The sequence below is a fragment of the Pseudomonas sp. ChxA genome (genome assembly GCF_030263855.1).
Classification (GTDB): Bacteria; Pseudomonadota; Gammaproteobacteria; order Pseudomonadales; family Pseudomonadaceae; genus Aquipseudomonas; species Aquipseudomonas fluorescens_CB.
In genome coordinates, this window is record NZ_JARPMK010000001.1 from 2890752 (window position 1) to 2915589 (window position 24838).

Sequence of the window (24838 nt, forward strand, 5' to 3'; positions counted from 1 at the left end):
TGCTCCCGTTGGGCTGCGCAGCGGCCCTAAAACCAAACACCGCGTTTTGCCTGGCAGAACGCGGTGTTTTTATTGGGGCCGCTTCGCAGCCCAGCGGGAGCAAGCTCCCTCGCCACAAGGTGTTTTCAGTTCCAGACGCTTTTACCGCTCAACCGCGCCCGATCATGCTCGGCATCAAACCTCTGCAATGGCCCCTTCGGCACAATCCCGGTTGGGTTGATCGTCCGATGGCTCGCATAGTAATGCCCCTTGATATGCGCAAAATCCACCGTCTCGGCCACGCCTGGCCACTGATACAACTCCCTTAGCCAGTTCGACAAATTCGGGTAATCGGCAATCCGCCGCAGGTTGCATTTGAAGTGGCTGTAATACACCGCATCAAAGCGAATCAGCGTGGTGAACAGCCGCACATCGGCTTCGGTCAGGTATTCACCGGCCAGGTAACGCTGCTCAGCCAGGTGCTGTTCCAGGCGATCCAGCTCGGCAAACACATCATCAAAGGCACTTTCATACGCCTGCTGCGAGGTGGCAAACCCTGCGCGGTACACGCCATTGTTCACGGCGGGATAGATGCGCTCGTTCAACGTATCGATTGTCGGGCGCAGGGCTTCGGGGTAGAAATCCAGAGTATTGCCGGTCAGCCGGTTAAACGCGCTGTTGAACATGCGGATGATCTCCGCCGATTCATTGCTGACGATGCGCTTGAGCTTTTTGTCCCACAGCACTGGCACGGTGACACGCCCGGTGTAGGTGGCGGTATCGGCGGTGTAGCGCTGGTGCATGAAGTCGAAACCGTCGAGTTTGTCACCGGTCGAGCCGTGAGCCTTGTCGAAGGTCCAGCCATTTTCGAGCATCAGCCAACTGACCACGGACACGTCGATCAAACTTTCCAAGCCCTTGAGTTTGCGCAGGATCAGCGTGCGATGCGCCCACGGGCAAGCCAGGGACACATACAGGTGGTAACGACCGGCTTCGGCCTTGAAACCGCCGTCGCCGCTGGGGCCAGGCTCGCCATCGGCGGTCACCCAGTTGCGGCGTTGCGCCTGCTCGCGCTGGAACGCGCCGTCTGCGCTACTTTCGTACCACTGGTCTTTCCAGTGTCCTTCGATCAGCAAACCCATGACTGGCTCCTTGGCTAATAAGCGTTGGAGCCCAGTCTAAAGGGCTGAGTTCGAACTAAAAGCGCAAAGACCGGGCGGGAATCATCGATTAAATCGATTTATCCCGCGCATCCCAGTATTGCTGGGCCAATTCGAACGCCTGTTCCCGAGCATGGCCGAGGCCGCGCAAGGCCAGGGCCATGGTCGCAATCAGCGCGAGTTGCGGGTAACTGTCCTCGACGTCACCGCGCCACAAGGCTTTTAAATGCTCGGGTTCCAGGCTGGCCGGTTTGACGTGGCGCTGGGCGGAGAGGGCGGGCCACTCTTCGTCCCAACTCTGGCCGCCGGTGGTGCCGTACAGATGGCTGAGGGTGTCGGGGTTGATCTCGACTTCGCCGCCATCACCCTTCACCACAATCACGTTATCGCCCAGCAGGCCGCTGGCATCACGGTGTACGCCCTGGTAACCGGGGTGGAAAATGCTTTGCAAGCCGCAACGCGCATTCAGCGGGTTGAGCAGGCGCGCCAGGGAATGAATGGGTGAGCGCAGGCCCAAGGTGTTGCGCAAATCGATCATGCGTTGCAGTTGCGGCGCCCAGTCACCCAGCGGGATAAACGCCAGGTTGCCTTGCTCGAACGCCGTCTCGACCTGTTGCCAGTCGCGGCACAACGGGATTTGCAGGCCTTGCAACAATTGCTCAGTGTACAAGCGGCCCGCCGTATGGGCGCCACCGCCGTGCATCAGGATGCGCACACCGTTTTGTGCCAGGCACTTGGCCGCCAACAGATACCACGGCAGGTGGCGTTTTTTACCAGCGTAAGTCGGCCAGTCGATGTCCACATTCAGCGCCGGCGCCTTCAGGCGTTCGCGCACGGCCTCGGTGAAACCGGCGAGTTCTTCCGGGCTCTCTTCCTTGTGACGCAGCAGCATCAGGAAGGCGCCGAGCTGGGTGTCTTCGACTTTTTCGTCGAGCAGCATGCCCATGGCTTCGCGGGCTTCCTCACGGGTGAGGTTGCGCGCGCCGCGCTTGCCTTTGCCCAGGATGCGCACGAACTGCGCAAACGGGTGCTCGGCGGGGGTTTCAAGGGTCAGCGGGGCAAAGTCGGTCATAAGCAATTCGTCGGCCTGGGCAGGCCCGCCAGCTTGGCGGCGAGTTTGGCGGGAGTGCCGTTGAACAGTGTGTTGAGGTGCAGGCTGTTGCCCTTTTGCGGGCCGAGCTTTAAGGCGGTGTACTTGATCAGCGGGCGCGTGGCCGGGGACAGCTGGAATTCTGCGTAAAACCCGCGCAGCAGTTCGAGGATTTCCCAATGCTCGGCGGTCAATTCCAGGGGCTCAGCGGCGGCCAGGGCATTGGCCACGTCGGTGGACCAGTCATTCAGGTCGACGAGGTAGCCGTCCTTGTCCAGTTCAAGCGTGCGTTCGCCTACGGTCAGGGTGTTCATAGCCAGGTGTTGACCTTGTCATAGTCGATCGACAGCTGCACAAACCCTGGGTAGTCGACGCTGTCGGCCCAGTCCGGCAGGGGCAGGTTGCGTGCCTGCATGTCTTCGGCCAGGACAAAGACCTTCATGCCCCGGGTTTGCAGGGCTGCGTTGTGCAGGCCGTAGGCGCCATCGCCACACAGCAGGATAGCGTCCTCGGCGCCGCACACGCGCAGGCAACTGGCCAGGCGGCTATCGGTAAACGGGGAGTGAGATACCACATGCAAAGTCGACATCAGAGGGTCATCACCTGGTCATAACGGTCAATCAGTTGGGTGATCGCGGCGCTGTCCAGTGCCTGTGCGCTGGCAGGTGTTGCGAGGCTGCGCTCGGCAAGGCTGTGGCTGCAAGCAAACACCTCATCAATGCCGAACAGGCCCAACGCCTGCAGGTTGGCGCTGAGGTCTTTTTGTTGCACGGCCTTGGCGTCCTGATGGGTTGCCAACTGGAACACGCCATCGTCCATAAACAGCAGGCCAATCGGCAGGTCAAAGGCGCCACCGGCCAACACGATATCCAGCGCTTCGCGCGCACTCGGCCCGGACCACGGTGCCTGGCGGCTGATCACCAATAAAGACTTGGCCATATCACGGCCCTCCAAAACAGATCAGGCGGTCGGCAGCCTGGATGGCGTCATGCAATTGCCCCAGGCCCGACAACGCCCACGGCGCGTCGAGGTTCACCGCGCTGCGTTGGTAGCGTGTGGCTTCCTCTGTATTGAGTACGCCACGGCGCAAGGCGGCGGCGATGCACACCACGCCGTCGAGCTGATGCTGGCTGACAAACTCACGCCACTGGCGGGCGATGTCCTGCTCATCCTGGGGCGCAACGAGGTTATTGGCAGCGCTGTACACGCCATCCTGATAAAAAAACAGCCGCACAATCTCATGCCCACCGGCCAGCGCTGCCTGGGCGAACAGCAAGGCGCGGCGCGAGGAGGGCGCATGGGCGGCGGAAAATACTGCAATCGCAAACTTCATGGAACACTCTGCAAGCAAACCTGAGCCAATGATAAAGCCGCCGCCGCGAAAAAGCCCGCCGTGATCAAAACGGTCACTCTCGGTGATTGTTCTGACGATTGCCGCCAGGCGCAAGGCTGCCTAGGCTGTGGGCATACGCAAACGAAATGGAGTCTTCATGTCAGGTCCCTTGGCATCCCTCAAAGTGCTGGATTTTTCCACCTTGCTGCCTGGCCCGTTCGCGTCCCTGATGCTGGCGGACATGGGCGCCGAGGTGCTGCGTATCGAATCGCCCACGCGCATGGACCTGTTGCGCGTGCTGCCGCCCCACGATCAGGGCACCTCGGCGAGCCACGCTTACCTCAACCGCAACAAGCGCAGCCTGGCACTGGACCTCAAGCAGGCCGAGGCGCTGCAGATCGTGCGTGAGCTGGTCAAGGACTATGACATTGTCCTTGAGCAATTCCGGCCCGGGGTGATGGAGCGTCTGGGCCTGGGTTATGAGGCGCTGAAGGCGCTCAACCCCAGGCTGATTTATGTGTCGATCACCGGCTACGGCCAGACCGGGCCTTATAAAGACCGCGCCGGGCACGACATCAACTACCTCGCACTGGCCGGCGTGGCCAGTTACACCGGCCGCCAGGACAGTGGGCCGTTGCCGCTGGGCGTGCAACTGGCGGATGTCGGCGGTGGTTCGCTGCACGCGGTGGTGGGCTTGCTCGCCGCCGTGATTGCCCGCCAGCACAGTGGCCTCGGCCAATACCTGGATGTGAGCATGACCGACTGCTCGTTCAGCCTGAATGCCATGGCTGGCGCAGGCTACCTGGCCTGTGGGGTGGAGCCGGATTGGGAGAGCCATGTGCTCAACGGCGGCAGTTTCTACGATTACTACCGCACGCGTGATGGGCGCTGGATGTCGGTGGGTAGCCTGGAACCGGCGTTTATGCGGCAATTGTGCGAAACCTTGGGAAGGCCGGAGCTGGCCATGCAAAGCTTGAAACCCGAGCAGCAAAAAGCCCTGAAGCTGGCGTTACAGGTGGAGTTTGAGAAGCGCAGCTTTGATGAATTGTGTGAGTTGTTCGCCGGGGTGGATGCGTGTGTTGAGCCGGTGTTGAGCCTGAGTGAAGCGCTGGCGCATCCCCAGTTGCAGGCGCGGGAGTTGGTCAGCCAGGTGCCACGGGGTGATGGCTCGACCCAGGCGCAACTGGCCTGCCCGTTGAAGTTTTCCGAGGGGTTGCCGCAGCCTCGGCATATTGGCGCTGCCGTGGGGGCGCACAGTGATGAAGTGTTGGCGGGGTTGGGATTTAGTGCTCAGCGGATAGCTGAATTGCGGCGGGCCAAGGTCGTTGGGTGACTGGTTGGGCCTCATCGCAGCGATGCGGCGACCCGATAAGCCAGCTCCCACACTTTGATTTGTGAACACGGTTGACTGTGGTAGCTGGCTTGCCTGCGATGGGCATGGGTATCTACACAACGTTAACGGGCTGACTAGGAGGCTGGGCGTTCGGGGTGTATATCCGTTGCTGCGGTCACGGCTACTTAGGGTTCCGCCCTTACGGCGGCTCACTTTTGGAAAGACCCAAAAGTAAGCAAAAGGTCTTCGCCCCAACACTCGGTGCCTCGCTTAGGCTCGGCATGCCCGCAATCCGCCAGTGATTTGGGGGGTCGCCGCGATGGGCCATCCTTGGCCCAGCGCGGCTAAACCGGCATCCCTGCCGGTTTACCCCCCAAATCCCTGTCGAATTCCGGCCATCGTGTTTAACGGGGCGATTTCAGATCAAGATCACGATCAAAAGCGCAGATCAAAAGACCGCTGACTTCGTCATCGAAAAGGATGTAAGAGCCGGAGCAACAGCAAAGCAACAGCAGAGCCATACTCGGTCAAAGGTGGGAGCTGGCTTGCCTGCGATGGCATCAACTCGGTGTACCTGACACACCGAGGTGCCTGCATCGCAGCGGTGCGACGATTCGACAAGCCAGCTCCCACAGAAAAGCAGTTCTTCAGTGTATTCAGATAGGCTTTTGCCTTGCACTTGATCTGGCTCTTGCTTCAACCACTCAGGTCGGCTTTCAGGCCGCCGTGCTGTAGATCTTGATCTTGATTTTGATCTGAGACGCCCCGTTAACCACGCTGGCCGAACGCAGGCTTGAATCCGTGGGTAACCCGGCAGGACGCCGGGTTAGCCGCGCTGGGCCAAGGATGGCCCATCGCGGCGGCCCACGGATTCAAGCCGGAGTGAGGGCACACCGAGCCTAAGCGAGGTGCCGAGTGGTGGGGCGAGGACCTTTTGGTTACTTTTGCGTCCTTGTGTACGGACCGGACACATGGTTGACGGGTGTGCGGGGACATGGTGGACACTTCTCGGCAAGCTAACTGCGCCGGGAGGCCATCATGCCCTGGAACTCGAGAGACGCCATGAGCCTAAAAGAAGAGTTTGTTTCCTTAGCAAAGAAACCCGGCAGTAATAAGCGAGAGCTGTGCCGACGATTCGGCATAAGTCCGCAGACAGTCTACAAGTGGCTAAAACGCTACGAGGCCGGCGGTTCTGCAGGCCTGCAAGAGAAGTCACGTAAGCCCGTCAGCAGCCCCAAGCTGACCCAGGCCGAGCTGGAGGCTGAGGTTATTGCACTTCGCCAAGATCATCCGGCATGGGGCGGACGCACAATTAGCAGCATGCTGGACAAGCGAATTGCCCCCAGTACTGTCACGAATGTCTTGCACCGGCATAGCTTGATTAAACCCTCAGATAAAGAACCAGGGGCCCTGCTGAGATTTGAACATCCTGAGCCCAATGATCTTTGGCAGATGGATTTCAAAGGCCACTTTGCAATGCAGCAAGGCCGATGCCACCCCCTGACCATCCTGGACGATCATTCGCGGTTCAATCTGGCCATCCAAGCGTGTGATAACGAGCGAGGTACCACCGTAAAAGAGAAGATGAGCAAGGTATTTGAAATTTACGGTTTACCAGCACGTATCAACGTCGACAATGGCGCGCCTTGGGGCTCACCGCGTAATCCTGGCGAGATCACCGAGTTGAGCATTTGGCTGGTGCGTTTGGGAATTCGGATAAGTTTCAGTCGTCCCTACCATCCGCAAACAAATGGGAAAATCGAGCGTTTCCATCGATCACTCAAGGCAGAAGTCCTTAACGGGCGTCACTTTTCTACACTGGCAGATGCCCAGCTAGCTTTCGATCAATGGCGTGAAATATACAACCTGCAACGTCCCCATCAGGCGCTGGAATACAAGGTGCCAATGGACCGTTATCGCAGCAGTTCTTGGGATTATCCGCAGCAACTACCGGAGTTTGAATACGGACCAGATGACGTATTAGCCAAGGTTTATCACAGCCGTTTTCGCTTTCAGAAAAGCTATTTCAGCATCGCAAAAGGCCTGGCAGGGCAACACATAGCAATCCGCCCTAACCCTGAAAGCGATGGTCTGTTCGATGTCTATTTCTGCCATCATTTTTTGCGAACTATCGAAGTTAGTAAGCCTGATTATGGTCAATAATGTGTCCACCATGTCCCCGCACATGTGTCCACCATGTGTCCGGTCCGTACACGTCCTTGCAAAAGTGACCCGCTGTAAGAGCGGAACCCTACTCAGCCGTGACCTAAATAACGGATATGCCCCCAAGATAAAACAGCCCAACACACCCCAGACGCCAATATTCGCGTAGAGGCCAATGCTGCGATAAGGCCCTCACTCCACCCGAGTTTCCCCGGTGTACACCAAGGTATGCCGACACCGCCGACACAAATACCGCCGCCCCTGGTTCACCAGCCCATGCCTCTGGGCCGAAAACGGGAAATCGCTGTCGGCACACGGGCAGCGGTAGATATACCGGGTCACCTGACGGCGCTTGATCTCATACGTGTGGCACCGATCCGGCGGCAGTTCGTAAACCCCGCGCATGATCAACTGCCATTCCTCGCCATGGGGTTGGATGCGCTCGCCAAACAATTGGTGGGCGATCAGGTGCGCCACCTCATGGGCCACGGTCTGCTTGAGGAAGTGCTGGCTGTTTTCGCGGTACAACTGTGGGTTGAAGCGCAGCAGGTTCTCGTGCAAATGCGCGACACCGGCCTTCTGGCCCCGCAGCTTGAGGCTGACCTGGGGGCGTTTGAAGCTTCGTTTAAAAAATGATTCGGCTTGTAGGAAACAATCTTCGACGCGGGTATTGAGTTGCTCGGGCATGCTGACCATATCTCCAGAGACGTCCAGTATGCCGCAAAAGCAGGTGTTTCCGAATCTGTCAGGCGCCGAATGGTCATGCATAACGCACAAAGCCACCTTGCGGTGGCTTTGCCTGCGGTTCATCCGCTTAGTTGGTGTAAATCGGGCCTACGCCCAGCCCCCAGACGATCACGGTAAACGCCATGATTGCCACCAGTACCACCAGGCCCACAGCCAGTACCGAGCTGGAAAACAGGAAGCCTTCATCCGGGTCGATGTTCATAAACGTCGGCAGCCCCACATACAGCAAGTACACCGTGTAACAGATAGCCGCCGTGCCCACGACCATGCCCAGCCACATATGCGGATAGAGCGCCGCCAGCCCGCCGATAAACAGTGGGGTCGCGGTGTAGGTGGCGAACGCTACGCAGCGCGCCATGCTCGGGCTGGCGTCGTAGGTGCGGGCCATCCAATGGATGAATGCGCCCATCACCGCCACGCCGCCGAGCATTGCCGCGTAGGACATGATGGTCATCCACAGCGCGCTTTCCTGGGTCAACATGACCGGAGCGCGGCTGCCGATCACCCAGCCGACCTGGGTGGTGCCGATAAAGGCCGAGACGGCGGGGATCGCCGCGAGAATCAAAGTATGAGTGAGGTACATGTGGCCGATACTTTCTTCCTTATCGCCACGAATTTCCCGCCATTCCTGGTCGGGATGGGTAAATAGCCCCACGACGTGATGGATCATGCCAGTCACTCCTGTCGTTATTACCATCGCCCCCCATCGGAGCGCCCACGGGCCAAATGGCCACATAAGGTCCTGGATAGTTGTGCGACCTTACGTCGCAGTATAGGAAGTGATGACCGGAAAAACTGTAGGGCTTTAGAGCAAATTGCGCTGTAAACATTGGCGCTAATCGCGGTGAGGTCTGTCAGTGATGATTGGTTCTACTGTGGGAGCTGGCTTGTCGGGTCGCCGCATCGCTGCGATAGCGGTGGATCAGTGATGTATTAGTTGCTGACACACCGCCATCGCCGGCAAGCCAGCTCCCACATTGGATCGGCGTCGCTCATTGAAGTATTTTTGCGTAAAATGCTGCGCTTTTCGTCACACACCTTTAGCGGATCCAAGCGCCATGGGCACTCTTACGGTCAACCAGAACAAACTGCAAAAACGCCTGCGTCGCCTGGCCGGGGAAGCGGTCGCCGATTTCAACATGATCGAGGACGGCGACAAGGTCATGGTCTGCCTCTCCGGCGGCAAAGACAGCTACACCATGCTCGACGTGCTGCTGCACCTGCAAAAGGTTGCGCCGATCCAGTTCCAGATCGTTGCCGTCAACATGGACCAGAAACAACCGGGCTTCCCGGAGCACGTGCTGCCGGCCTATCTCAAAGAGCTGGGCGTGGAGTACCACATTGTCGAAAAAGACACCTATTCGGTGGTCAAGGAGCTGATCCCCGAGGGCAAAACCACCTGCTCGCTGTGCTCACGCCTGCGTCGTGGCACGCTTTACACCTTTGCCGATGAGATCGGCGCGACCAAGATGGCACTGGGGCACCACCGTGACGACATCGTTGAGACCTTCTTTCTCAATATGTTCTTCAACGGCTCGCTCAAGGCCATGCCGCCCAAGCTGCGCGCCGATGACGGGCGTAACGTGGTGATCCGCCCGCTGGCGTATTGCAACGAGAAGGACATCCAGGCTTACTCCGACTTCAAGCAATTCCCGATCATCCCGTGCAACCTGTGCGGCTCCCAGGAAAACCTGCAGCGCCAGGTGGTCAAGGACATGCTGGTGGACTGGGAGCGCAAAACCCCTGGCCGCACCGAAAGCATCTTCCGTAGCTTGCAGAATGTGCAGCCGTCGCAACTGGCCGACCGCAACCTGTTCGATTTCACCAGCCTTAAAATTGACGAGACCGCCGCTTCGCGCTTCCTCAATGTGGTGAACCTCTAAGACGTTTCAACGCTCTGAAAGACGGCGCTCACGGGCGCCGTTTTCAATTCAACTGCCAGGAGAGGGCATGCGCGATTACAAGTGGCTGCACGAATATTGTCTGAACCGCTTTGGTTCAGCGGCCGAGCTGGAAGCCCACCTGCCGGTACCCAAAACCCCGGCGCAATTGCGCAAGATCAGTGATGATCGCTACCTGTCGACCCTGGCGCTGCGCGTATTTCGCGCGGGTTTGAAGCACAGTGTGGTGGATGCCAAATGGCCGGCGTTCGAGCAGGTGTTCTTCGGCTTCGATCCGGAAAAAGTCGTGCTGATGGGCGCCGAACATCTGGAGCGCCTTATGCAGGACACGCGCATCATCCGTCACCTGGGCAAGCTCAAGAGCGTGCCGCGCAATGCGCAGATGATGCTGGATATCGAGCAGGAAAAAGGCAGCTTCGGCGCGTTTATCGCCGACTGGCCGGTGACCGATATCGTCAGCTTGTGGAAGTACTTGAGCAAGCACGGTCACCAGTTGGGCGGGCTGTCGGCGCCGCGCTTTTTGCGCATGGTCGGCAAGGACACGTTTGTGCCGAGTGATGACGTGGTCGCGGCGTTGAACGCGCAGAAGATCGTCGACAAGGCGCCGACCAGCCTGCGGGACTTGGCGACGGTGCAGGGCGCGTTTAACCAATGGCACGCCGAGAGTGGGCGGCCGATGTGCCAGCTGTCGATGATGCTGGCCTACACGGTGAATCATTGAGACCGAGGTGAGGCTATCGCAGGCAAGCCAGCTCCCACAGGGGAATGCTTTCCAAGTGTGGGAGCTGGCTTGCCTGCGATGACTGACTATCAGCCACCCTGGGCTTGCGCCAACCGCCGGTTCAACTGATGCCGCCACCGCACATACAACAGCGCGGTACAAAACACCGCCAGACTCGCCAGCATCTCCAGCACCCCGAACCACTGCCGGTTCGGGTCATACGCGGCCAGTGCGCCCTTGATGAAATACAGGTTCACCACAAAGCACATCCACGAATGCCCGCGCGCACTGCCCAGCAGCATGCCCGGCGCCAGCACCAGCAGCGGCACCAACTCGATCAGCAGTATCACCCAAGGGCGCGCACCGTGCAGGTCGGCGATGAACAGGTAATACACGCACAGCAAACCCACCAGCCCTAGAAAAGCCAACAAGCTCAGTACGCGTGCTACGTTGACCCGCGGTTCCAGCCACGCCTGGGGCGGCAGGACCTTAGGTTTTCTGGCCACGGCCGTTCTCCAGCAGCGTGGCGGTGGTGGCCAGGCGCAGGCCGAGTGCCCGGCACAGGGTGATTTCGTGCTGATCGAGCATGCGTTTGCCGTCCGGTCCGGAATGATGGCTGGCGCCATACGGCGTGCCGCCGCCCTGGGTGTCGAGCAAGGCTTGTTCGCTGTAGGGCAGGCCGGTGATCAGCATGCCGTGGTGCAGCAGCGGCAGCAGCATCGACATCAGCGTGGTTTCCTGGCCACCGTGCAGGCTGGCGGTGGAGGTGAACACGCCGGCTGGTTTACCGACGAGTGCGCCGGTGAGCCACAGGTTGCTGGTGCCATCGAGGAAGTACTTGAGCGGCGCGGCCATGTTGCCAAAGCGCGTCGGGCTGCCCAGGGCCAGGCCCGAGCAATTCTTCAGATCATCCAGGCTTGCATACAGCGCGCCTTCGTCCGGGATGCTCGGCGCCACGGCTTCGCACTCGGTGGAAATCGCCGGTACGGTACGCAGGCGGGCTTCGAGGCCGCCTTGCTCGATACCCCGGGCAATCTGCCGAGCCATTTCGCTCACCGAGCCATTGCGGCTGTAATACAGCACCAGCACATAGGGCGCGGTCACGGCAGCAACTCCAGCACGTTTTCCGGTGGGCGGCCGATGATGGCTTTGTCGGCGGTTGCCAGGATCGGGCGTTCCATCAGCTTCGGGTGCTCGGCAATCGCGGCAATCAACTGCGCTTCACTGAGGCTGGTGTCGGCCAGGTTGAGGGTTTTGTATTCGTCTTCGCCGGTGCGCAGCAGTTGGCGTGCGCTGATCCCCAGTTTGCTGAGCAAGGCCTTGAGTTGCGCGGCGTTCAGCGGCGTTTCGAGATAGCGCACCACAGTCGGGTTCAGGCCGCGGGCTTCCAGCAGTTCAAGCGCACCGCGCGATTTCGAGCAGCGCGGGTTGTGATAAAGCGTCAGATCGGTCATGTGCGGGTCGCATCTTGCGTAAGGTGGCGGGTATTCTACCTGCGCGGCGACCCGTCCTTAAACCGTAAGAGGCGATAGGTCGCAGCCAACGTTCATTTTTTTGCGAAGGATTACCCCATGACTAGGCGACTGATCGGTGCATTGGCGATCATCACAACCCTGCTGCTCAGCGGCTGCGGTAACGATTACGGCGTTGACCAATATGGCAAGAAGGTGGCGGCCGAACGCCTGGACAAACAATGGGTGGTGGTCAATTACTGGGCCGAATGGTGTGGCCCGTGCCGCACGGAAATCCCGGAACTGAATGCCTTGGCCGAACAGTTGAAAGGCCAGAATGTGGGCGTGTTCGGGGTCAATTTCGACAACGTGCAGGGTGAAGAGCTCAAGGCCGCCAGCGAGAAGCTGGGGATCAAGTTCACGGTGCTGGCGCAGAACCCGGAAGAGATTTTCGATATTCCGCGCAGCGAGGCGTTGCCGGTGACCTACATCATTGATGACAAAGGCAAGGTGCGTGAACAGCTGATGGGTGAGCAGACGGCAGAAGGCGTGTTGGCCAAGCTCAAGGCGTTACGCGGTTAAACCTGTGGGAGCAGGCTTGCCTGCGATGCGGCTGGCGCGGTGTATCAGGTACACCGCGGTGATGCTATCGCAGGCAAGCCAGCTCCCACAGAAAAGCCGATCCAGTCTGACTTTGGATCAGCCTTCTTCCAGCCACAGGCGAATCGGCTTGCCTTCAGCCGGCCAGAATCGGGTCTGCTCGATCGGTGAGATATCCCAGCGCTGCACACCTTGCAGGGCCTGGAAGAAGCGCTGTTCCTGCTCCATCAAGGCTTCGGTGCAGAGTTTGCGGGTGCTGCCGATCTTGCCGAAACTGAGCGTCCGGCCTTCAACGGTGTACGGTGCAAACCAGTGGTTGCAGCCGCCATTGCCGTAGGCGCGGCCATCGGCGCCGAGGGTGACGGTCAGGTGCGCGTAATCCATCAACGGCCGTTCGCCAATCCATTCCACCACGTAGCTGTGGTCTTGCTGCAGCTTTACCGCGTCACCGGCACAGCCCGTCAAGGCCACACCGAGGGCGGCGAGCAGCACGCCTTTCATTGCGCAGCCTGCTGGCATTTCGGGCAGCGGTGTTTGTCGCCTTCGCTGGCCCAGCCCAGTTCCTTGATGCGCGCATTGGCGGCCGGTTGCAGCGGCTCTTTCGCCAGCTTGGTTTCCACGGCGAATTCAAACTCCAGCAGGCTGTCGCAGCTGTCGCAGTTGACCTTCCAGGTGTGAATTTCCAGCTCGCCGAATTTCGGCCCCTGGGCCATGGCGACCCATTGGCCCGCCGGGCGAATGGAATAGCGCGCGTCACCTTCGACGGTCAGGCGCATCGACAGGGTTTTACTGCCGCGCAGGGTGACGATCAAGACGTCGCCATGCTTGATCGAACCACCGTTGCCGGTGACCTGGTAACGGCCCGGCACCAGGGCGCGGCATTCGATCAGGGTGTGTTGCGGGCTCAGCAAGCTGAAGCGGAAATCGTGTTCGGCCATGGATCCTCCAAATAGGCGCGGCATCCTATCACGGGTGCCGGCCTATCATGAGCCTGGTATATGACCGCTGATCAACCTTCGACGAGGTTTTGCGGCCGGCCTTCGGCCCAGGCACTGATGTTGGCCAGCGTGGTGCCGGCAATCGCCGCAAGTGCCTCACGGGTAAGGAACGCCTGGTGGGCGGTGATGATCACGTTGGGGAAGGTCAGCAGGCGTGCGAGTACGTCGTCTTGCAGCGGCAGGTCGGAGCGATCCTCGAAAAACAGCTGGGCTTCTTCCTCATATACATCCAGGCCCAGGTAGCCGAGTTGGCCGTTCTTGAGGGCTTCGATCAGCGCAGGCGTGTCCACCAGGCCACCGCGCCCGGTATTGATCAGCATGGCGCCAGGCTGCATCTGTGCCAGGGAATATGCGTTGATCAGGTGTTTGCTGTCGGCGGTCAGCGGGCAGTGCAGGCTGATGATCTGCGCCTGGGCCAATAGCTCTGGCAGGTTTACATAGCGGGCGCCAAGGGCCTGGACCTGCGGATTAGGGAACGGGTCATAGGCGAGTAACTGGCAGCCGAACCCGGCCATGATCTTGGCAAAGGTGGCGCCGATCTGCCCGGTGCCGACCACGCCGACGGTCTTGCCGACCAGATCGAAACCGGTGAGCCCGTGCAGGCTGAAATCGCCATCACGGGTGCGGTTATAGGCGCGGTGCAGGCGACGGTTGAGGGCCAGGATCAGCGCGACCGCATGTTCTGCCACCGCGTGGGGCGAGTAGGCCGGTACGCGCACGATACTCAGGCCCAGGCGCTGGGCGGCGGCCAGGTCGACATGGTTGTAACCGGCCGAGCGCAAGGCAATCAAGCGTGTGCCGCCGGCGGCCAGGTGTTCCAGCACCGGTGCGCTGAGGTCATCGTTGATAAAGGCGCAGACCACTTCGTGGTGTTCGGCCAGGGCCACGGTGTCGAGGTTCAGGCGGGCCGGTTGGAATTGCAGCTCGACACCTGCGGGCAGCGGCTCGCCGAGAAAACTGTCGCGGTCGTAGGTCTGGCTGCTGAAAAGAATGACGCGCATTAAAAATGCTCCCTGCAATCACTGAGTTTTAGGAAGGCCGATGTGGGCACCGGGCTTTTTTGTGGGAGCTGGCTTGCCTGCGATGCGGGCAACTGGGTCTGGCTGTTCACCGCGTTGATGCTATCGCAGGCAAGCCAGCTCCCACACAAGCCAGCTCCCACACAAGCCAGCTCCCACACAAGCCAGCTCCCACACAAGCCAGATCAACACAAGCCTGGAGAAGCCTCAGGCGCTGACCCGTGCCTCACTGGCCAGCCGCGCAATCGCCATGTCCAGTTCATCCAGCGCGGCGATGGCCTTGGCGTCGTCTTGCTTGAGCAAGGTTTCCGCGCGCTGGCAGGCGGCGCGCAATTGCGGCACGCCGCAGTAGCGGGTGGCGCCATGCAGGCGATGCACGCGTTCGATCAGTGCATTGTTGTCTTTGGCTTCACGGGCGGCGGTGATCGCCAGGCGATCGGCTTCCAGCGAGGCCAGCAGCATGGCAAGCATGTCGGCGGCCAGGTCGGCTTTGTTGGCCGCCAGGCGCAGGCCTTCCTCATGATCCAGTACCAGTAATTGCACGCCGGGCGCCAAACCGTCAGTCGCGCGCTCCGGCCCTTGATTGCGCAGGGCCAGGCCGGTCCATTTCAACACCACTTGGGCCAGCTGCCGCTCGCTGATGGGTTTGGTCAGGTAATCGTCCATACCGCTTTGCAGCAGGGCGCGTTTTTCGTTGGCCATGGCGTGGGCGGTGAGGGCGACCACCGGCAGCGATGTACCGTGGCGCTCGCTTTCCCACTGGCGGATCGCCTCGGTGCTCTGGCGCCCGTCCATGCCGGGCATTTGTACGTCCATCAGCACCAGGTCGAAGGTTTCCTGCTTGACCGCGTCAATGGCCGCATACCCGCTTTCGACCGCGTGGACCTTGGCGCCCATGTCTTCGAGCAACGTTTGCACCAGCAACAGGTTGGCCGGGTTGTCGTCCACGCAGAGTACGCGCGGCGCTCGGCTGGAGAGCGGTTCGCCGGGTTCGCTGCGCAATGGGCGCGGGCTGATCAAGTCGGCCAGTGCGCGGCGCAGTTTGCGCGTACATGCAGGTTTGGCCTGCAACTGGCTGTTGGGGTTGGGCACCGATTGGTTGAACAGCATCTGTTCGGTGGTCGGGCACAGCACCAGCACCTTGCAGCCCAGGTGTTCCAAGTCCCATAAATGCTGGTTGAGGCGTTCGGGCGGAATGTCATTGGCGGTGACACCGAGCACCGCCAGGTCAATGGCCTGTTCAGTCTGGTGCGCGCTGGTGATGCCATTGGTCAGGCTTTCGAGGGTATTGAACGGTGTCACTTCCAGGCCGCAATCTTCCAGTTGGTGTTGCAGGGCCTGACGCGCCAGTTCGTGGTTTTCCAGCACGGCCACACGGCGTCCCAGCAACGGCGGGGAGGGCAGGTCTTCGGCGTCGTCGCGGGTTTTGGGCAGGCTCAGGCTGATCCAGAATTCCGAGCCTTCGCCCGGTGTGCTGTCGACGCCGATTTCACCGCCCATCTGCTCGATCAGCCGCTTGGAAATCACCAGGCCCAAGCCGGTGCCGCCGGGTTGGCGCGACAGTGAGTTGTCGGCCTGGCTGAAGGCCTGGAACAGCGCACGCACGTCCTGGTTCGACAGGCCGATGCCGGTGTCTTGCACACTGATGCGCAGTTGCACGCTGTCTTCCTGTTCGTCTTCGACCATCGCACGGGCAACAATGGTGCCTTCGCGGGTGAATTTGATCGCATTGCTGATCAGGTTGGTGAGGATCTGCTTGAGGCGCAACGGGTCGCCCACCAACGCCAGCGGCGTGTCGCGGTACACCAGGCTGACCAGCTCAAGCTGTTTGGCATGGGCGGCGGGGGCGAGGATCGTGAGGGTGTCTTGCAGCAGGTCGCGCAGGTTAAAGGGCACACTGTCGAGGACCAGCTTGCCGGCTTCGATTTTCGAGAAATCGAGGATCTCGTTGATGATGCCCAGCAGGTTGTCGGCGGATTTTTCGATGGTGCCCAGGTAATCCAGCTGACGCGGCGACAACTCGCTTTTTTGCAGCAGATGAGTGAAGCCCAGGATGCCGTTGAGTGGCGTGCGGATTTCATGGCTCATATTGGCCAGGAACTCCGACTTGATGCGGCTGGCCTCCAGGGCCTCCTTGCGCGCCAGGTCCAGCTCGATGTTCTGGATCTCAATGGTCTCCAGGTTCTGGCGCACGTCTTCGGTGGCCTGGTCGATGCTGTGTTGCAGTTCTTCCTGGGCATTTTGCAGGGTTTCGGCCATGCGGTTGATGCCCGAGGCCAGTTGGTCCAATTCCTGGCTGCCCAACGGTGGCAGGCGGGTTTCGAGGTTGCCGTCCTTGAGTTGGGCCACAGCTTGCTTGATCTGGCCGATGGGCGAGTTGATCGTGCGGCTGATGCGCAACGCCAAGGCGGCCGTGCAGATCAGGCCGATGGCGATCAGCAGCAGGCTGGCAAACAGGCTGCGATAGCCGCGCAGCAACATGCCATTGTGCGACAGCTCGACTTCGACCCAACCCAGCAGGCGGTCGGCTTCGTCGGGGATCAATTCGCCGGCGAGGTTGCGATGGCGACCGAACACCGGGAGCAGGTAGCGCGTGGCGTCATTGCCGCTGCGTTGCAGCAGGTGCGAACTGTTGCCGACCGGCGCGAGGTTAAGCATGGTCGGGCCGGCGTGGGCCAGGGACGAGCGGTCCGGTGCCAGGAACGACACGGCGCGTACGTCCGGTTGCTCCAGCGACTGGGTGGCGATGCGTTCAAGCAGGTCGGTGTTCTTGCTGCTCAACGCCGGGGCCACCAGCGGCGCCAATTGCTCGGCGATCATTTCGCCGCGTTGCAGTAATTGGGTCTGCAACTCCGACAGCTGCATCCAGGTGAAATAGCCCCCCAACAACAGGGCCATCAGGCTGGTCGGTAATAAGGTCAGCAACAGTACGCGGCCTTTTATCCCCATTCTTCTAAGCACGCCACTCTCCTGCTACCACACTGTTTTCGATGATCTGCGCGGGCATCCGGTCCGCGCCACCTGCGCAGTGTAGCCATTTGCGCGGTGTGGAACCTCGCAAATTAATGATCGACGTCAATCTCCGACATTAATCGCCGAGCGCAATCTTCGAACCATCGGCAGCCGGGTGGCGATTGCCTGTCACCGTTTATTCTTGAATAATCAGCGATTGAGAATGACTTGCAGACGCTAATGAATCCCGCAGTTGGCCTACCCAGTATCCTGGCAATTGAAGACGACCCTGTATTGGGTGCCTATGTGCATGAGCACCTGGGCCGCTGTGGCTTTCAGGTCACCTGGTGCCAGAACGGCCAACAGGGCCTGCAGATGGCACGTGACCGGGCGTTCGACGTGGTGCTGATGGATATCCTGCTGCCGGGTATGGACGGTTTGTCGATTCTTACCCATTTGCGCCAAGACCATGCGATGCCGGTCATCCTTATGTCTGCGCTGGGCGCCGAAGCCGACCGCATCAGTGGTTTTCGCCTGGGCGCGGACGACTACCTGCCCAAGCCGTTCAGCATGATCGAATTGCGCGTGCGCATTGAAGCTATCCTGCGCCGCGTGGCCCTGGACCGGCGGCCGTTGCCGGTGCGTTTACCGGCGCATGACGATGCGCGCAGCCTGCGCTTTGACGATGAGCTGTACGATGTGTTCTTTCAAGAACACTGGGCCGGGCTGACGCGCAGCGAGTATCGCCTGCTCGAGACCTTGCACCGTAGCGCCGATGAAGTGCTCAGCAAAGCCTTCCTTTACCAGCATGTGTTGCAGCGCGGTTACGCGCCCCACGACCGCAGCCTGGACATGCATATCAGCCAGATCCGCCGCAAGCTCAAGGCCATCGGCTACAGCGAGCGCGAAGTGCGTACGGTGTGGGGCAAAGGTTATGTGCTGAGCGGCCATGATGAAGGGCTTTAAGCAACTGCCCGGCCGGCATTCGTTATTTTGGAAGCTCGCTTGCCTGCTGATCGCCTTCTGTTTGCTGATGATCTGGCTCAGTTGGTCCTGGGGCCGCTACATGGAAGAGCAGAACGCCTATGTGGCCGAGGAATCGCGCGAGATTTTGCGCGGCTATGCCGCGGGCGCGGAACTGGCCTGGAGTACTCAGGGCAGCGAAGGCGTGGACGCCTGGTTGCAACTGATGGGCACGCGCGAATCCACCTGGATCGGGGTGATCGGCAACGACTTGCAGTCGCTGAGCAGCCTGCCGCTGAGCGACAGGGAAAGCCAGCGTCTGACCTTTCTGCGCGGGCTGGAGTGGCCGGTCAGCCGGCACGTCAAAGGTTTGCCCTGGGTGAAAATCCCCTTCCCGGTCGACCCTGGTGCCGGCTCGCTGGTGATCGAATTGCCCAAGCGCTTTATGCCGGGGCGCTATCAGGTGTTTTGGCGCGTGGTGACCAACGGCGTGATCCCTGGCCTGTTTACCTTGCTGCTGTGCGTGGGGCTTTACCGGCTGCTGATCATGCCTTTGAACCAGTTGCGCGAGCAGGCCAACGCCTGGCGCGCCGATCAATTGAACACGCGCATGTCCCGCGAGGCCACCAGCCGCAAGGATGAATTGGGTGAGCTGGGCCGCGCCTTTGACCACATGTCTGAACGTTTGCAGGGCACCGTGGAGTTGCAGCAACAGTTATTGCGGGACATGTCCCATGAGCTGCGCACGCCGTTGAGCCGTTTGCGCGTAGCCTGTGACAGTGAACAGGACCTGACGCAGTTGCGCGAGCGCCTGGGCCGGGAGATTGACGCCATGCAGCGTCTGGTGGAAGACAGCCTGCAACTGGCCTGGCTGGACAGCGAGCGAACGCCGTTACCTGAGGAAGCCATCCAGCTTCAGGCCTTGTGGGACATGCTGCGGGAAAACGCGTGTTATGAAAGTGATTGGCCAGCAGCGCGTTTGCCGTGCCTGTTGCCCGCTGACTGCTGGGTGCGCGGCAACCTGAATGCGCTGGCCCAGGCCCTGGAAAATATCCTGCGCAATGCCATCCGGCATTCCCCTGCCCAGGGGCTGGTGACGCTGGACGGCTGTCGCGAGGGCGATGACTGGCATATCTGGCTGCACGACCAGGGCGGCGGTATTGATGAGCAGGACTTGGAACGCATCTTTGCACCGTTCACCCGCCTGGAAGGTTCACGGCCGGGTGATGGCGGTTTCGGCCTGGGCTTGAGCATCGCCCGCAATGCCATACAGCGCCAGGGCGGGACGTTGTGGGCGCAAAACACCGCGCACGGTTTGTGCGTACACCTGCGGCTGCCCGCGCGCTAGCCTTCAGCCGCGCCGTTGCTTGCGTTTCTTCCACTGGTGCGCGACCCACCAGCGCCAATATCCCATCGTCAGGCAGTAGGCCAGCGCGGCCAACACCAGCCCACACACCACCGAACCCAACAGGAACGGCTGCCACAGCGTGCCCAGCTGGCTGCTGATCCACTCCCAGGTCAGGTTGTCGGGCAGGCTGCGCGGCGGCGTATTCATCAGCCAGGCGCCGGTCAGGTAGGTGCAGAAGAACACCACCGGCATGGTGATCGGGTTGGTCAGCCACACCAGACTCACGGCAATCGGCATATTGCCGCGCACAGCGATCGCCAGGACCGCCGCCAATAACATCTGCAACGGAATCGGGATAAACGCCGCGAACAGGCCCACTGCCATGGCGCGTGCGACGGAATGGCGGTTCAGGTGCCAGAGGTTGGGGTCATGCAACAACTTGCCGAGAAATCGTAAGGACTTGTGTTCCCGGATACTCGTGGGGTCGGGCATGTACCGTTTGAATAAGCGCCGGGGCATAAGGGGTCCAGGTCAGTTCGAGGGGCAAGTATGCCCGCATTCTATAAACAGAAAATTCAGACTTTGTGACAAAACATCAGAGGCCGCGCGGGGTATCCGACTAAGACTAGTGGATCACTGGAAAAGGATGCTTCATGAGAACAGGGATGTTCGCGTTCGGAATGGGCTTATTGTCGCTGCGATTTTTACCCGCATTGCCGCCCACCGCTTGGTTGCTGGCCATGTTGGTAGTGGCCCTGATGTTGCTGCCGTTTCGAACCTATCCGCTGGCGTTTTTGCTGTTGGGCGTGAGCTGGGCGTGCATGAGCGCGCAATGGGCGTTGGACGACCGGTTAAGACCCGATCTGGACGGTCAGACTCGCTGGATTGAGGGGCGCGTCATCGGGTTGCCGCAAAACACCAGCACCGGCGTGCGCTTCGAATTGATCGACAGTCGGTCACGCAAGGCCCGACTGCCCAAGCGTATCCGGCTGTCCTGGCATGGCGGGCCGCCGGTTAACAGTGGCGAGCGCTGGCGGCTGGCGGTCACGCTCAAGCGGCCGGCGGGTCTGCTCAATTTCCAGGGTTTTGACTACGAGGCCTGGCTGCTGGCCCAGCGCATCGGCGCTACCGGTTCGGTGAAAGATGGCCAGCGCCTGGCACCGGCTCGCCATGCCTGGCGTGACATCCTCCGCCAACGCCTGCTGGCGGTGGATGCTCAGGGCCGCGAAGCGGGGCTGGCAGCCTTGGTGCTGGGCGACGGCTCGGGGCTTACGACTGAGGATTGGCGAGTGTTGCAGGACACTGGCACGGTGCACCTGTTGGTGATTTCCGGCCAGCACATTGGCTTGCTGGCCGGTTTGATCTACGCCCTGGTGGCCGGGCTGGCGCGCTACGGTTGCTGGCCCCGGGCCCTGCCTTGGCTGCCGTGGGCCTGTGGCCTGGCGTTCAGCGCCGCGCTGGGGTACGGCTTGCTGGCGGGTTTTGGTGTGCCGGTGCAACGGGCCTGTGTGATGGTCGGGTTGGTGCTGCTGTGGCGTTTGCGGTTTCGCCACTTGGGTGTGTGGTGGCCGTTATTGCTGGCCTTCAATGCTGTGCTGGTGCTGGAGCCGCTGGCCAGTTTACAGCCAGGGTTCTGGTTGTCGTTTGCTGCCGTGGCCGTGCTGGTATTGGCGTTCAGCGGGCGTCTGGGCGCGTGGAGTATCTGGCAGGCCTGGACCCGCCCTCAATGGTTGATCGCCATCGGTTTGTTTCCGGTGTTGCTGGTGCTGGGGTTGCCTATCAGCCTCAGTGCGCCAGTGGCCAATCTGTTTGCCGTGCCGTGGATCAGCCTGGTGGTGCTACCGTTGGCGCTGCTGGGCACCGCATTGTTGGCGGTGCCGTGGGTGGGAGAGGGCCTGTTGTGGTTAGCCGGTGGCGCGTTGGGCGGCCTGTTCACAGGCCTGGCGCTGCTGGCCGGGCTAAGCGCTGCGTGGGTGCCCGTCGACGTGCCGTTGGGTTATTGGATGATCAGCGTCGCGGGTGTGGTGCTCTTACTCTTGCCCAAAGGCGTGCCATTGCGGCTGCTGGGCTGGCCGATGCTGTTGTTGGCGGTTTTTCCACCTAAGACCTTGGTGCCGCACGGGCAGGTGGAGGTGGTGCAACTGGATGTCGGCCAGGGGCAGGCGGTGATCCTGCGCACGCGCCATCACGCCATGCTCTACGACGCAGGCCCGCGCTCAGGTGCGGTTGACCTGGGCGCGCGCGTGGTGCTGCCATCCCTGCAAAAGCTTGGAGTGGCGGCGTTGGACGCGATGGTGATCAGCCACGCTCACGCTGACCATGCCGGCGGCGCCGCAGCGGTTGCCCGTGCACTGCCCGTCGGGCGGGTTATTGGTGGCGAGACCGAAGGGCTACCGGCCTTTCTCGCGGCCCAGCCCTGCGTCAGCGGTGAGCGCTGGGAGTGGGATGGTGTTTCGTTTGAGTTGTGGCAATGGCCTGGCGCCACTAGTAGCAATCCGAAATCCTGCGTCTTGCAGGTACAGGCCCGTGGCGAGCGCTTGCTACTGACGGGCGATATTGATGAGGCGGCCGAAAAAGCCTTTCTCGCGTCGCCCCTGGCGGTGCCTACCGATTGGCTGCAAGCACCGCACCATGGCAGTCGCAGTTCCTCATCCTGGGCGTTTTTGCAGCGGCTTGCGCCCGAGGCGGTGCTGGTTTCCCGTGGCCGTGGTAATGCGTTCGGGCATCCCCATCCACAGGTGACGGCGCGTTACCAGGCGCTGGGCAGCCGGGTTTACGACAGCGCCGAGCAAGGTGCCGTGCGTGTGCTACTGGGCAGTTTTAAAGCGCCGGTTGTTGCGCGCAGTCAACGGCGATTTTGGCGCGAAGGGTTACCGTAATACCTGCTTACCAAGCACCCGAGCCGGTTGCAGGCGGGCCTGGCGCCTACGAACCACGTGGGTGAACCTATATGGTAAAGTGGCGCACTTTTTCGAGGGGACATTCACTGTGTGGGAATTGGTCAAATCCGGCGGCTGGATGATGCTGCCGATTATCTTGAGCTCCATCGCCGCACTCGGCATCGTTGCCGAACGTTTGTGGACCCTGCGCGCCAGTCGCATAACCCCCGAGCACTTGCTGGGGCAGGTCTGGGGCTGGATCAAGAACAAACAGCTGGATAAAGAAAAACTCAAGGAACTGCGCGCCAACTCGCCATTGGGTGAAATCCTGGCGGCGGGCCTCGCCAACTCCAAGCATGGTCGCGAGATCATGAAGGAGTGCATCGAAGAGGCTGCCGCCCGGGTCATCCACGAAATGGAGCGCTATATCAATGCGCTCGGCACCATCGCGGCCATGGCGCCGTTGCTGGGTTTGTTGGGCACGGTGCTGGGCATGATCGACATTTTCAGCTCGTTCATGGGCTCGGGCATGACCACCAACGCCGCCGTCTTGGCCGGTGGTATTTCCAAGGCCTTGATCACCACGGCAGCGGGCTTGATGGTCGGTATTCCGTCGGTGTTTTTCCACCGGTTCCTGCAGCGCCGCATCGATGAACTGGTGGTCGGCATGGAGCAGGAAGCCATCAAGCTGGTGGAAGTGGTGCAGGGCGATCGTGATGTCGACTTCGTTGAGGGCCGAGCGTGAAATTTCGCCGCAAGCAACGGGAGAATGTTGATATCAACCTGGCGTCGCTGATCGACGTGGTCTTTATCCTGCTGCTGTTTTTTGTCGTGACTACCACCTTCACCCGCGAAACCCAGCTGCGGGTTGACTTACCCGAAGCAGTAAGTGGCTCACCGGCCGAAGACCAGGAAACCAAGCAACTGGACATTGCCATCAGCGCCGACGGGGTGTTTTCGGTGAACAACCAATTGCTCGAAAAAAATGACCTTGCCAGCCTGATGGCCGCCCTGGAGAAAGAGTCCGGCGGCGATACCAAAATGCCGCTCTCCATCAGCGCTGACGGTAAAACCCAGCATCAAGCCGTGATCACCGCCATGGACGCTGCCGGCAAGCTGGGCTTCAGTCATCTGCGCATGACCACCGTCGAGGCGGCGAGCCCGCCCTGATGGCCATGTCCGATCGTTTGCTCAAGGCGTGGTACGAGGGCCATCCGGCACTGGTACTGCTGCGGCCGCTGGAATCGTTGTACCGTCGCGTTGTGCAGCGCAAACGCGCGCGCTTCCTGGCGGGCGAGGGTGAGATCTATCAATCGCCGGTGCCTGTGGTGGTGGTGGGCAATATCACCGTTGGCGGCACCGGCAAGACGCCGTTGATCCTGTGGCTGATCGAGCATTGCCGGCGCAGCGGCCTGCGGGTCGGCGTGGTCAGCCGCGGCTACGGTGCCAAACCACCGCAGTTACCCTGGCGGGTCGAGGCCAGCCACAGCGCCGAGGTGGCGGGCGATGAGCCGTTGCTGATCGTTCAGCGCTGCGGCGTGCCCCTGATGATCGACCCAGACCGCAGCCGCGCCGTCAAAGCCTTGCTGGCCAGTGAACCTCTAGACCTGATCCTCTCCGACGATGGCCTGCAGCATTACCGCCTGGCCCGCGACCTGGAACTGGTGTTGATCGATGCCGCCCGTGGCCTGGGCAACCGCCGCTGCCTGCCGGCCGGGCCTTTACGCGAGCCGGTGGAGCGCCTGCACAGCGTCGATGCGCTGTTGTACAACGGCGCCGGAGCCGATCGCGAGGATGGGTTTGCCTTTCGCCTGCAACCCACGGCGCTGATCAACTTGAAAACCGGTGAGCGCCAATCGGTCGAGCATTTTGCCGCCGGCCAGCGGGTCCATGCCGTCGCGGGTATCGGTAACCCGCAACGTTTCTTCAATACCCTCGAAACGCTACACTGGCAGCCGGTTCCCCATGCGTTTGCCGACCATGCGCCCTACAGCGCAGAGGTGTTGAATTTCACACCGTCATTGCCGTTGGTGATGACCGAAAAAGACGCGGTTAAGTGCCGCGCCTTTGCCCAGCCCGACTGGTGGTACCTTGCAGTAGATGCATTGCCGTCACCGGCGTTTGTAGCCTGGTTCGACACGCAATTGATGCGCCTGCTGCCTGCCCGACTCTTGCCTTAAACCGCTTTTTCCAGGAAATAC

The 24838-nt window shown here is 60.8% G+C and carries 27 protein-coding genes; 11 read left to right on the top strand and 16 right to left on the bottom strand.

Annotated elements, in window-relative coordinates; translation table 11 throughout:
- Positions 1–125 precede the first annotated feature (125 nt).
- The 6 genes from P5706_RS12970 to tusD all read right to left on the bottom strand — a co-directional run bounded on the left by P5706_RS12970 (position 126) and on the right by tusD (position 3562).
- Positions 126–1121: a glutathione S-transferase family protein gene (locus tag P5706_RS12970; RefSeq protein ID WP_285679472.1), complete on the bottom strand. Its 996-nt coding sequence runs from the start codon at positions 1119–1121 to the stop codon at positions 126–128.
- An 88-nt stretch (positions 1122–1209) separates the two neighbouring features.
- Positions 1210–2211 carry a glycosyl transferase family protein gene (locus P5706_RS12975; RefSeq protein WP_200431824.1) on the bottom strand — a complete coding sequence of 334 codons (1002 nt, stop codon included), beginning with the start codon at positions 2209–2211 and terminating at the stop codon, positions 1210–1212.
- A complete protein-coding gene (locus P5706_RS12980; RefSeq protein WP_200431823.1) occupies positions 2208–2543 on the bottom strand; it encodes a TusE/DsrC/DsvC family sulfur relay protein in 336 nt (111 codons plus the stop codon). Before P5706_RS12980 ends, P5706_RS12975 begins: the two co-directional genes overlap by 4 nt.
- A complete protein-coding gene (tusB, locus tag P5706_RS12985; RefSeq protein ID WP_200431822.1) occupies positions 2540–2818 on the bottom strand; it encodes a sulfurtransferase complex subunit TusB in 279 nt (92 codons plus the stop codon). The genes P5706_RS12980 and tusB overlap by 4 nt, the downstream gene beginning before the upstream one ends.
- Positions 2818–3168, bottom strand: a complete 351-nt coding sequence (gene tusC, locus P5706_RS12990) for a sulfurtransferase complex subunit TusC (protein ID WP_200431821.1) — start codon at positions 3166–3168, stop codon at positions 2818–2820. The genes tusB and tusC overlap by 1 nt, the downstream gene beginning before the upstream one ends.
- Before the next feature lies 1 nt (position 3169).
- On the bottom strand, positions 3170–3562 hold the full coding sequence (gene tusD / locus P5706_RS12995; protein ID WP_200431820.1) for a sulfurtransferase complex subunit TusD: 393 nt from the start codon (positions 3560–3562) through the stop codon (positions 3170–3172).
- 157 nt (positions 3563–3719) lie between these two features.
- Here tusD and P5706_RS13000 point away from each other — a divergent pair, with 157 nt between their 5' ends.
- Together P5706_RS13000 and P5706_RS13005 are read left to right on the top strand one after the other, a co-directional pair.
- Positions 3720–4895 (top strand): CaiB/BaiF CoA transferase family protein, encoded by a 1176-nt coding sequence (locus tag P5706_RS13000; RefSeq protein ID WP_285679473.1) that lies wholly within the window; start codon positions 3720–3722, stop codon positions 4893–4895.
- Between the two features lie 1038 nt (positions 4896–5933).
- Positions 5934–7058, top strand: coding sequence for an IS481 family transposase (locus P5706_RS13005; protein WP_285679306.1), 1125 nt, complete (start codon positions 5934–5936; stop codon positions 7056–7058).
- 192 nt (positions 7059–7250) lie between these two features.
- Here P5706_RS13005 and P5706_RS13010 read toward each other — a convergent pair whose 3' ends face one another.
- Both P5706_RS13010 and P5706_RS13015 read right to left on the bottom strand, forming a co-directional pair.
- Positions 7251–7745 carry a SprT family zinc-dependent metalloprotease gene (locus tag P5706_RS13010; protein WP_056861886.1) on the bottom strand — a complete coding sequence of 165 codons (495 nt, stop codon included), beginning with the start codon at positions 7743–7745 and terminating at the stop codon, positions 7251–7253.
- Positions 7746–7872: 127 nt separating this feature from the next.
- Positions 7873–8475: a Yip1 family protein gene (locus P5706_RS13015; RefSeq protein ID WP_200431818.1), complete on the bottom strand. Its 603-nt coding sequence runs from the start codon at positions 8473–8475 to the stop codon at positions 7873–7875.
- A 388-nt stretch (positions 8476–8863) separates the two neighbouring features.
- Here P5706_RS13015 and ttcA point away from each other — a divergent pair, with 388 nt between their 5' ends.
- Entirely contained in the window at positions 8864–9688 is an 825-nt protein-coding gene (ttcA, locus tag P5706_RS13020; RefSeq protein ID WP_285679474.1) for a tRNA 2-thiocytidine(32) synthetase TtcA, read from the top strand.
- Positions 9689–9755: 67 nt separating this feature from the next.
- Positions 9756–10427: a DNA-3-methyladenine glycosylase I gene (locus P5706_RS13025; protein WP_099548017.1), complete on the top strand. Its 672-nt coding sequence runs from the start codon at positions 9756–9758 to the stop codon at positions 10425–10427.
- A gap of 89 nt (positions 10428–10516) precedes the next feature.
- On the opposite strand, the gene P5706_RS13030 is transcribed toward P5706_RS13025, so the two are convergent.
- The 3 genes from P5706_RS13030 to arsC are packed head-to-tail and all read right to left on the bottom strand — an operon-like array spanning position 10517 to position 11881.
- Positions 10517–10933 (bottom strand): DUF2069 domain-containing protein, encoded by a 417-nt coding sequence (locus P5706_RS13030; protein WP_200431815.1) that lies wholly within the window; start codon positions 10931–10933, stop codon positions 10517–10519.
- Positions 10917–11531 carry an NAD(P)H:quinone oxidoreductase gene (gene wrbA, locus P5706_RS13035; RefSeq protein ID WP_138450910.1) on the bottom strand — a complete coding sequence of 205 codons (615 nt, stop codon included), beginning with the start codon at positions 11529–11531 and terminating at the stop codon, positions 10917–10919. The genes P5706_RS13030 and wrbA overlap by 17 nt, the downstream gene beginning before the upstream one ends.
- A complete protein-coding gene (gene arsC, locus P5706_RS13040; RefSeq protein ID WP_285679475.1) occupies positions 11528–11881 on the bottom strand; it encodes an arsenate reductase (glutaredoxin) in 354 nt (117 codons plus the stop codon). The genes wrbA and arsC overlap by 4 nt, the downstream gene beginning before the upstream one ends.
- A 117-nt stretch (positions 11882–11998) precedes the next feature.
- Between arsC and P5706_RS13045 the strand changes: the two genes are divergently transcribed.
- Positions 11999–12460, top strand: coding sequence for a TlpA family protein disulfide reductase (locus P5706_RS13045; RefSeq protein ID WP_058419872.1), 462 nt, complete (start codon positions 11999–12001; stop codon positions 12458–12460).
- A gap of 117 nt (positions 12461–12577) precedes the next feature.
- Here P5706_RS13045 and P5706_RS13050 read toward each other — a convergent pair whose 3' ends face one another.
- The 4 genes from P5706_RS13050 to P5706_RS13065 all read right to left on the bottom strand — a co-directional run bounded on the left by P5706_RS13050 (position 12578) and on the right by P5706_RS13065 (position 17456).
- A complete protein-coding gene (locus tag P5706_RS13050; protein WP_285679476.1) occupies positions 12578–12979 on the bottom strand; it encodes an META domain-containing protein in 402 nt (133 codons plus the stop codon).
- Positions 12976–13416 (bottom strand): hypothetical protein, encoded by a 441-nt coding sequence (locus tag P5706_RS13055; protein ID WP_017136572.1) that lies wholly within the window; start codon positions 13414–13416, stop codon positions 12976–12978. The genes P5706_RS13050 and P5706_RS13055 overlap by 4 nt, the downstream gene beginning before the upstream one ends.
- A 71-nt stretch (positions 13417–13487) precedes the next feature.
- A complete protein-coding gene (locus P5706_RS13060; RefSeq protein ID WP_285679477.1) occupies positions 13488–14477 on the bottom strand; it encodes a 2-hydroxyacid dehydrogenase in 990 nt (329 codons plus the stop codon).
- A 225-nt stretch (positions 14478–14702) separates the two neighbouring features.
- Positions 14703–17456: a response regulator gene (locus P5706_RS13065; RefSeq protein ID WP_285679478.1), complete on the bottom strand. Its 2754-nt coding sequence runs from the start codon at positions 17454–17456 to the stop codon at positions 14703–14705.
- A 231-nt stretch (positions 17457–17687) separates the two neighbouring features.
- Between P5706_RS13065 and P5706_RS13070 the strand changes: the two genes are divergently transcribed.
- Positions 17688–18413 carry a response regulator transcription factor gene (locus P5706_RS13070; RefSeq protein ID WP_200431810.1) on the top strand — a complete coding sequence of 242 codons (726 nt, stop codon included), beginning with the start codon at positions 17688–17690 and terminating at the stop codon, positions 18411–18413.
- Positions 18400–19758 (top strand): HAMP domain-containing sensor histidine kinase, encoded by a 1359-nt coding sequence (locus tag P5706_RS13075; RefSeq protein WP_285682720.1) that lies wholly within the window; start codon positions 18400–18402, stop codon positions 19756–19758. Before P5706_RS13070 ends, P5706_RS13075 begins: the two co-directional genes overlap by 14 nt.
- A 3-nt stretch (positions 19759–19761) precedes the next feature.
- Here the strand turns inward: P5706_RS13075 and P5706_RS13080 are convergent, their stop codons facing one another.
- Positions 19762–20277, bottom strand: a complete 516-nt coding sequence (locus P5706_RS13080) for a DUF2062 domain-containing protein (protein WP_138814977.1) — start codon at positions 20275–20277, stop codon at positions 19762–19764.
- 134 nt (positions 20278–20411) lie between these two features.
- Here P5706_RS13080 and P5706_RS13085 point away from each other — a divergent pair, with 134 nt between their 5' ends.
- The 4 genes from P5706_RS13085 to lpxK all read left to right on the top strand — a co-directional run bounded on the left by P5706_RS13085 (position 20412) and on the right by lpxK (position 24817).
- The gene (locus tag P5706_RS13085; RefSeq protein WP_285679479.1) at positions 20412–22637 is read left to right on the top strand and encodes a DNA internalization-related competence protein ComEC/Rec2; all 2226 of its coding nucleotides are present in this window, start codon (positions 20412–20414) and stop codon (positions 22635–22637) included.
- Between the two features lie 109 nt (positions 22638–22746).
- Positions 22747–23382 carry a flagellar polar localization protein PocA gene (gene pocA / locus P5706_RS13090; RefSeq protein ID WP_016969293.1) on the top strand — a complete coding sequence of 212 codons (636 nt, stop codon included), beginning with the start codon at positions 22747–22749 and terminating at the stop codon, positions 23380–23382.
- Positions 23379–23807 (top strand): flagellar polar localization protein PocB, encoded by a 429-nt coding sequence (pocB, locus tag P5706_RS13095; RefSeq protein WP_200431808.1) that lies wholly within the window; start codon positions 23379–23381, stop codon positions 23805–23807. The genes pocA and pocB overlap by 4 nt, the downstream gene beginning before the upstream one ends.
- On the top strand, positions 23807–24817 hold the full coding sequence (gene lpxK / locus P5706_RS13100; RefSeq protein WP_285679480.1) for a tetraacyldisaccharide 4'-kinase: 1011 nt from the start codon (positions 23807–23809) through the stop codon (positions 24815–24817). Before pocB ends, lpxK begins: the two co-directional genes overlap by 1 nt.
- The last annotated feature ends 21 nt before the right edge of the window (positions 24818–24838 follow it).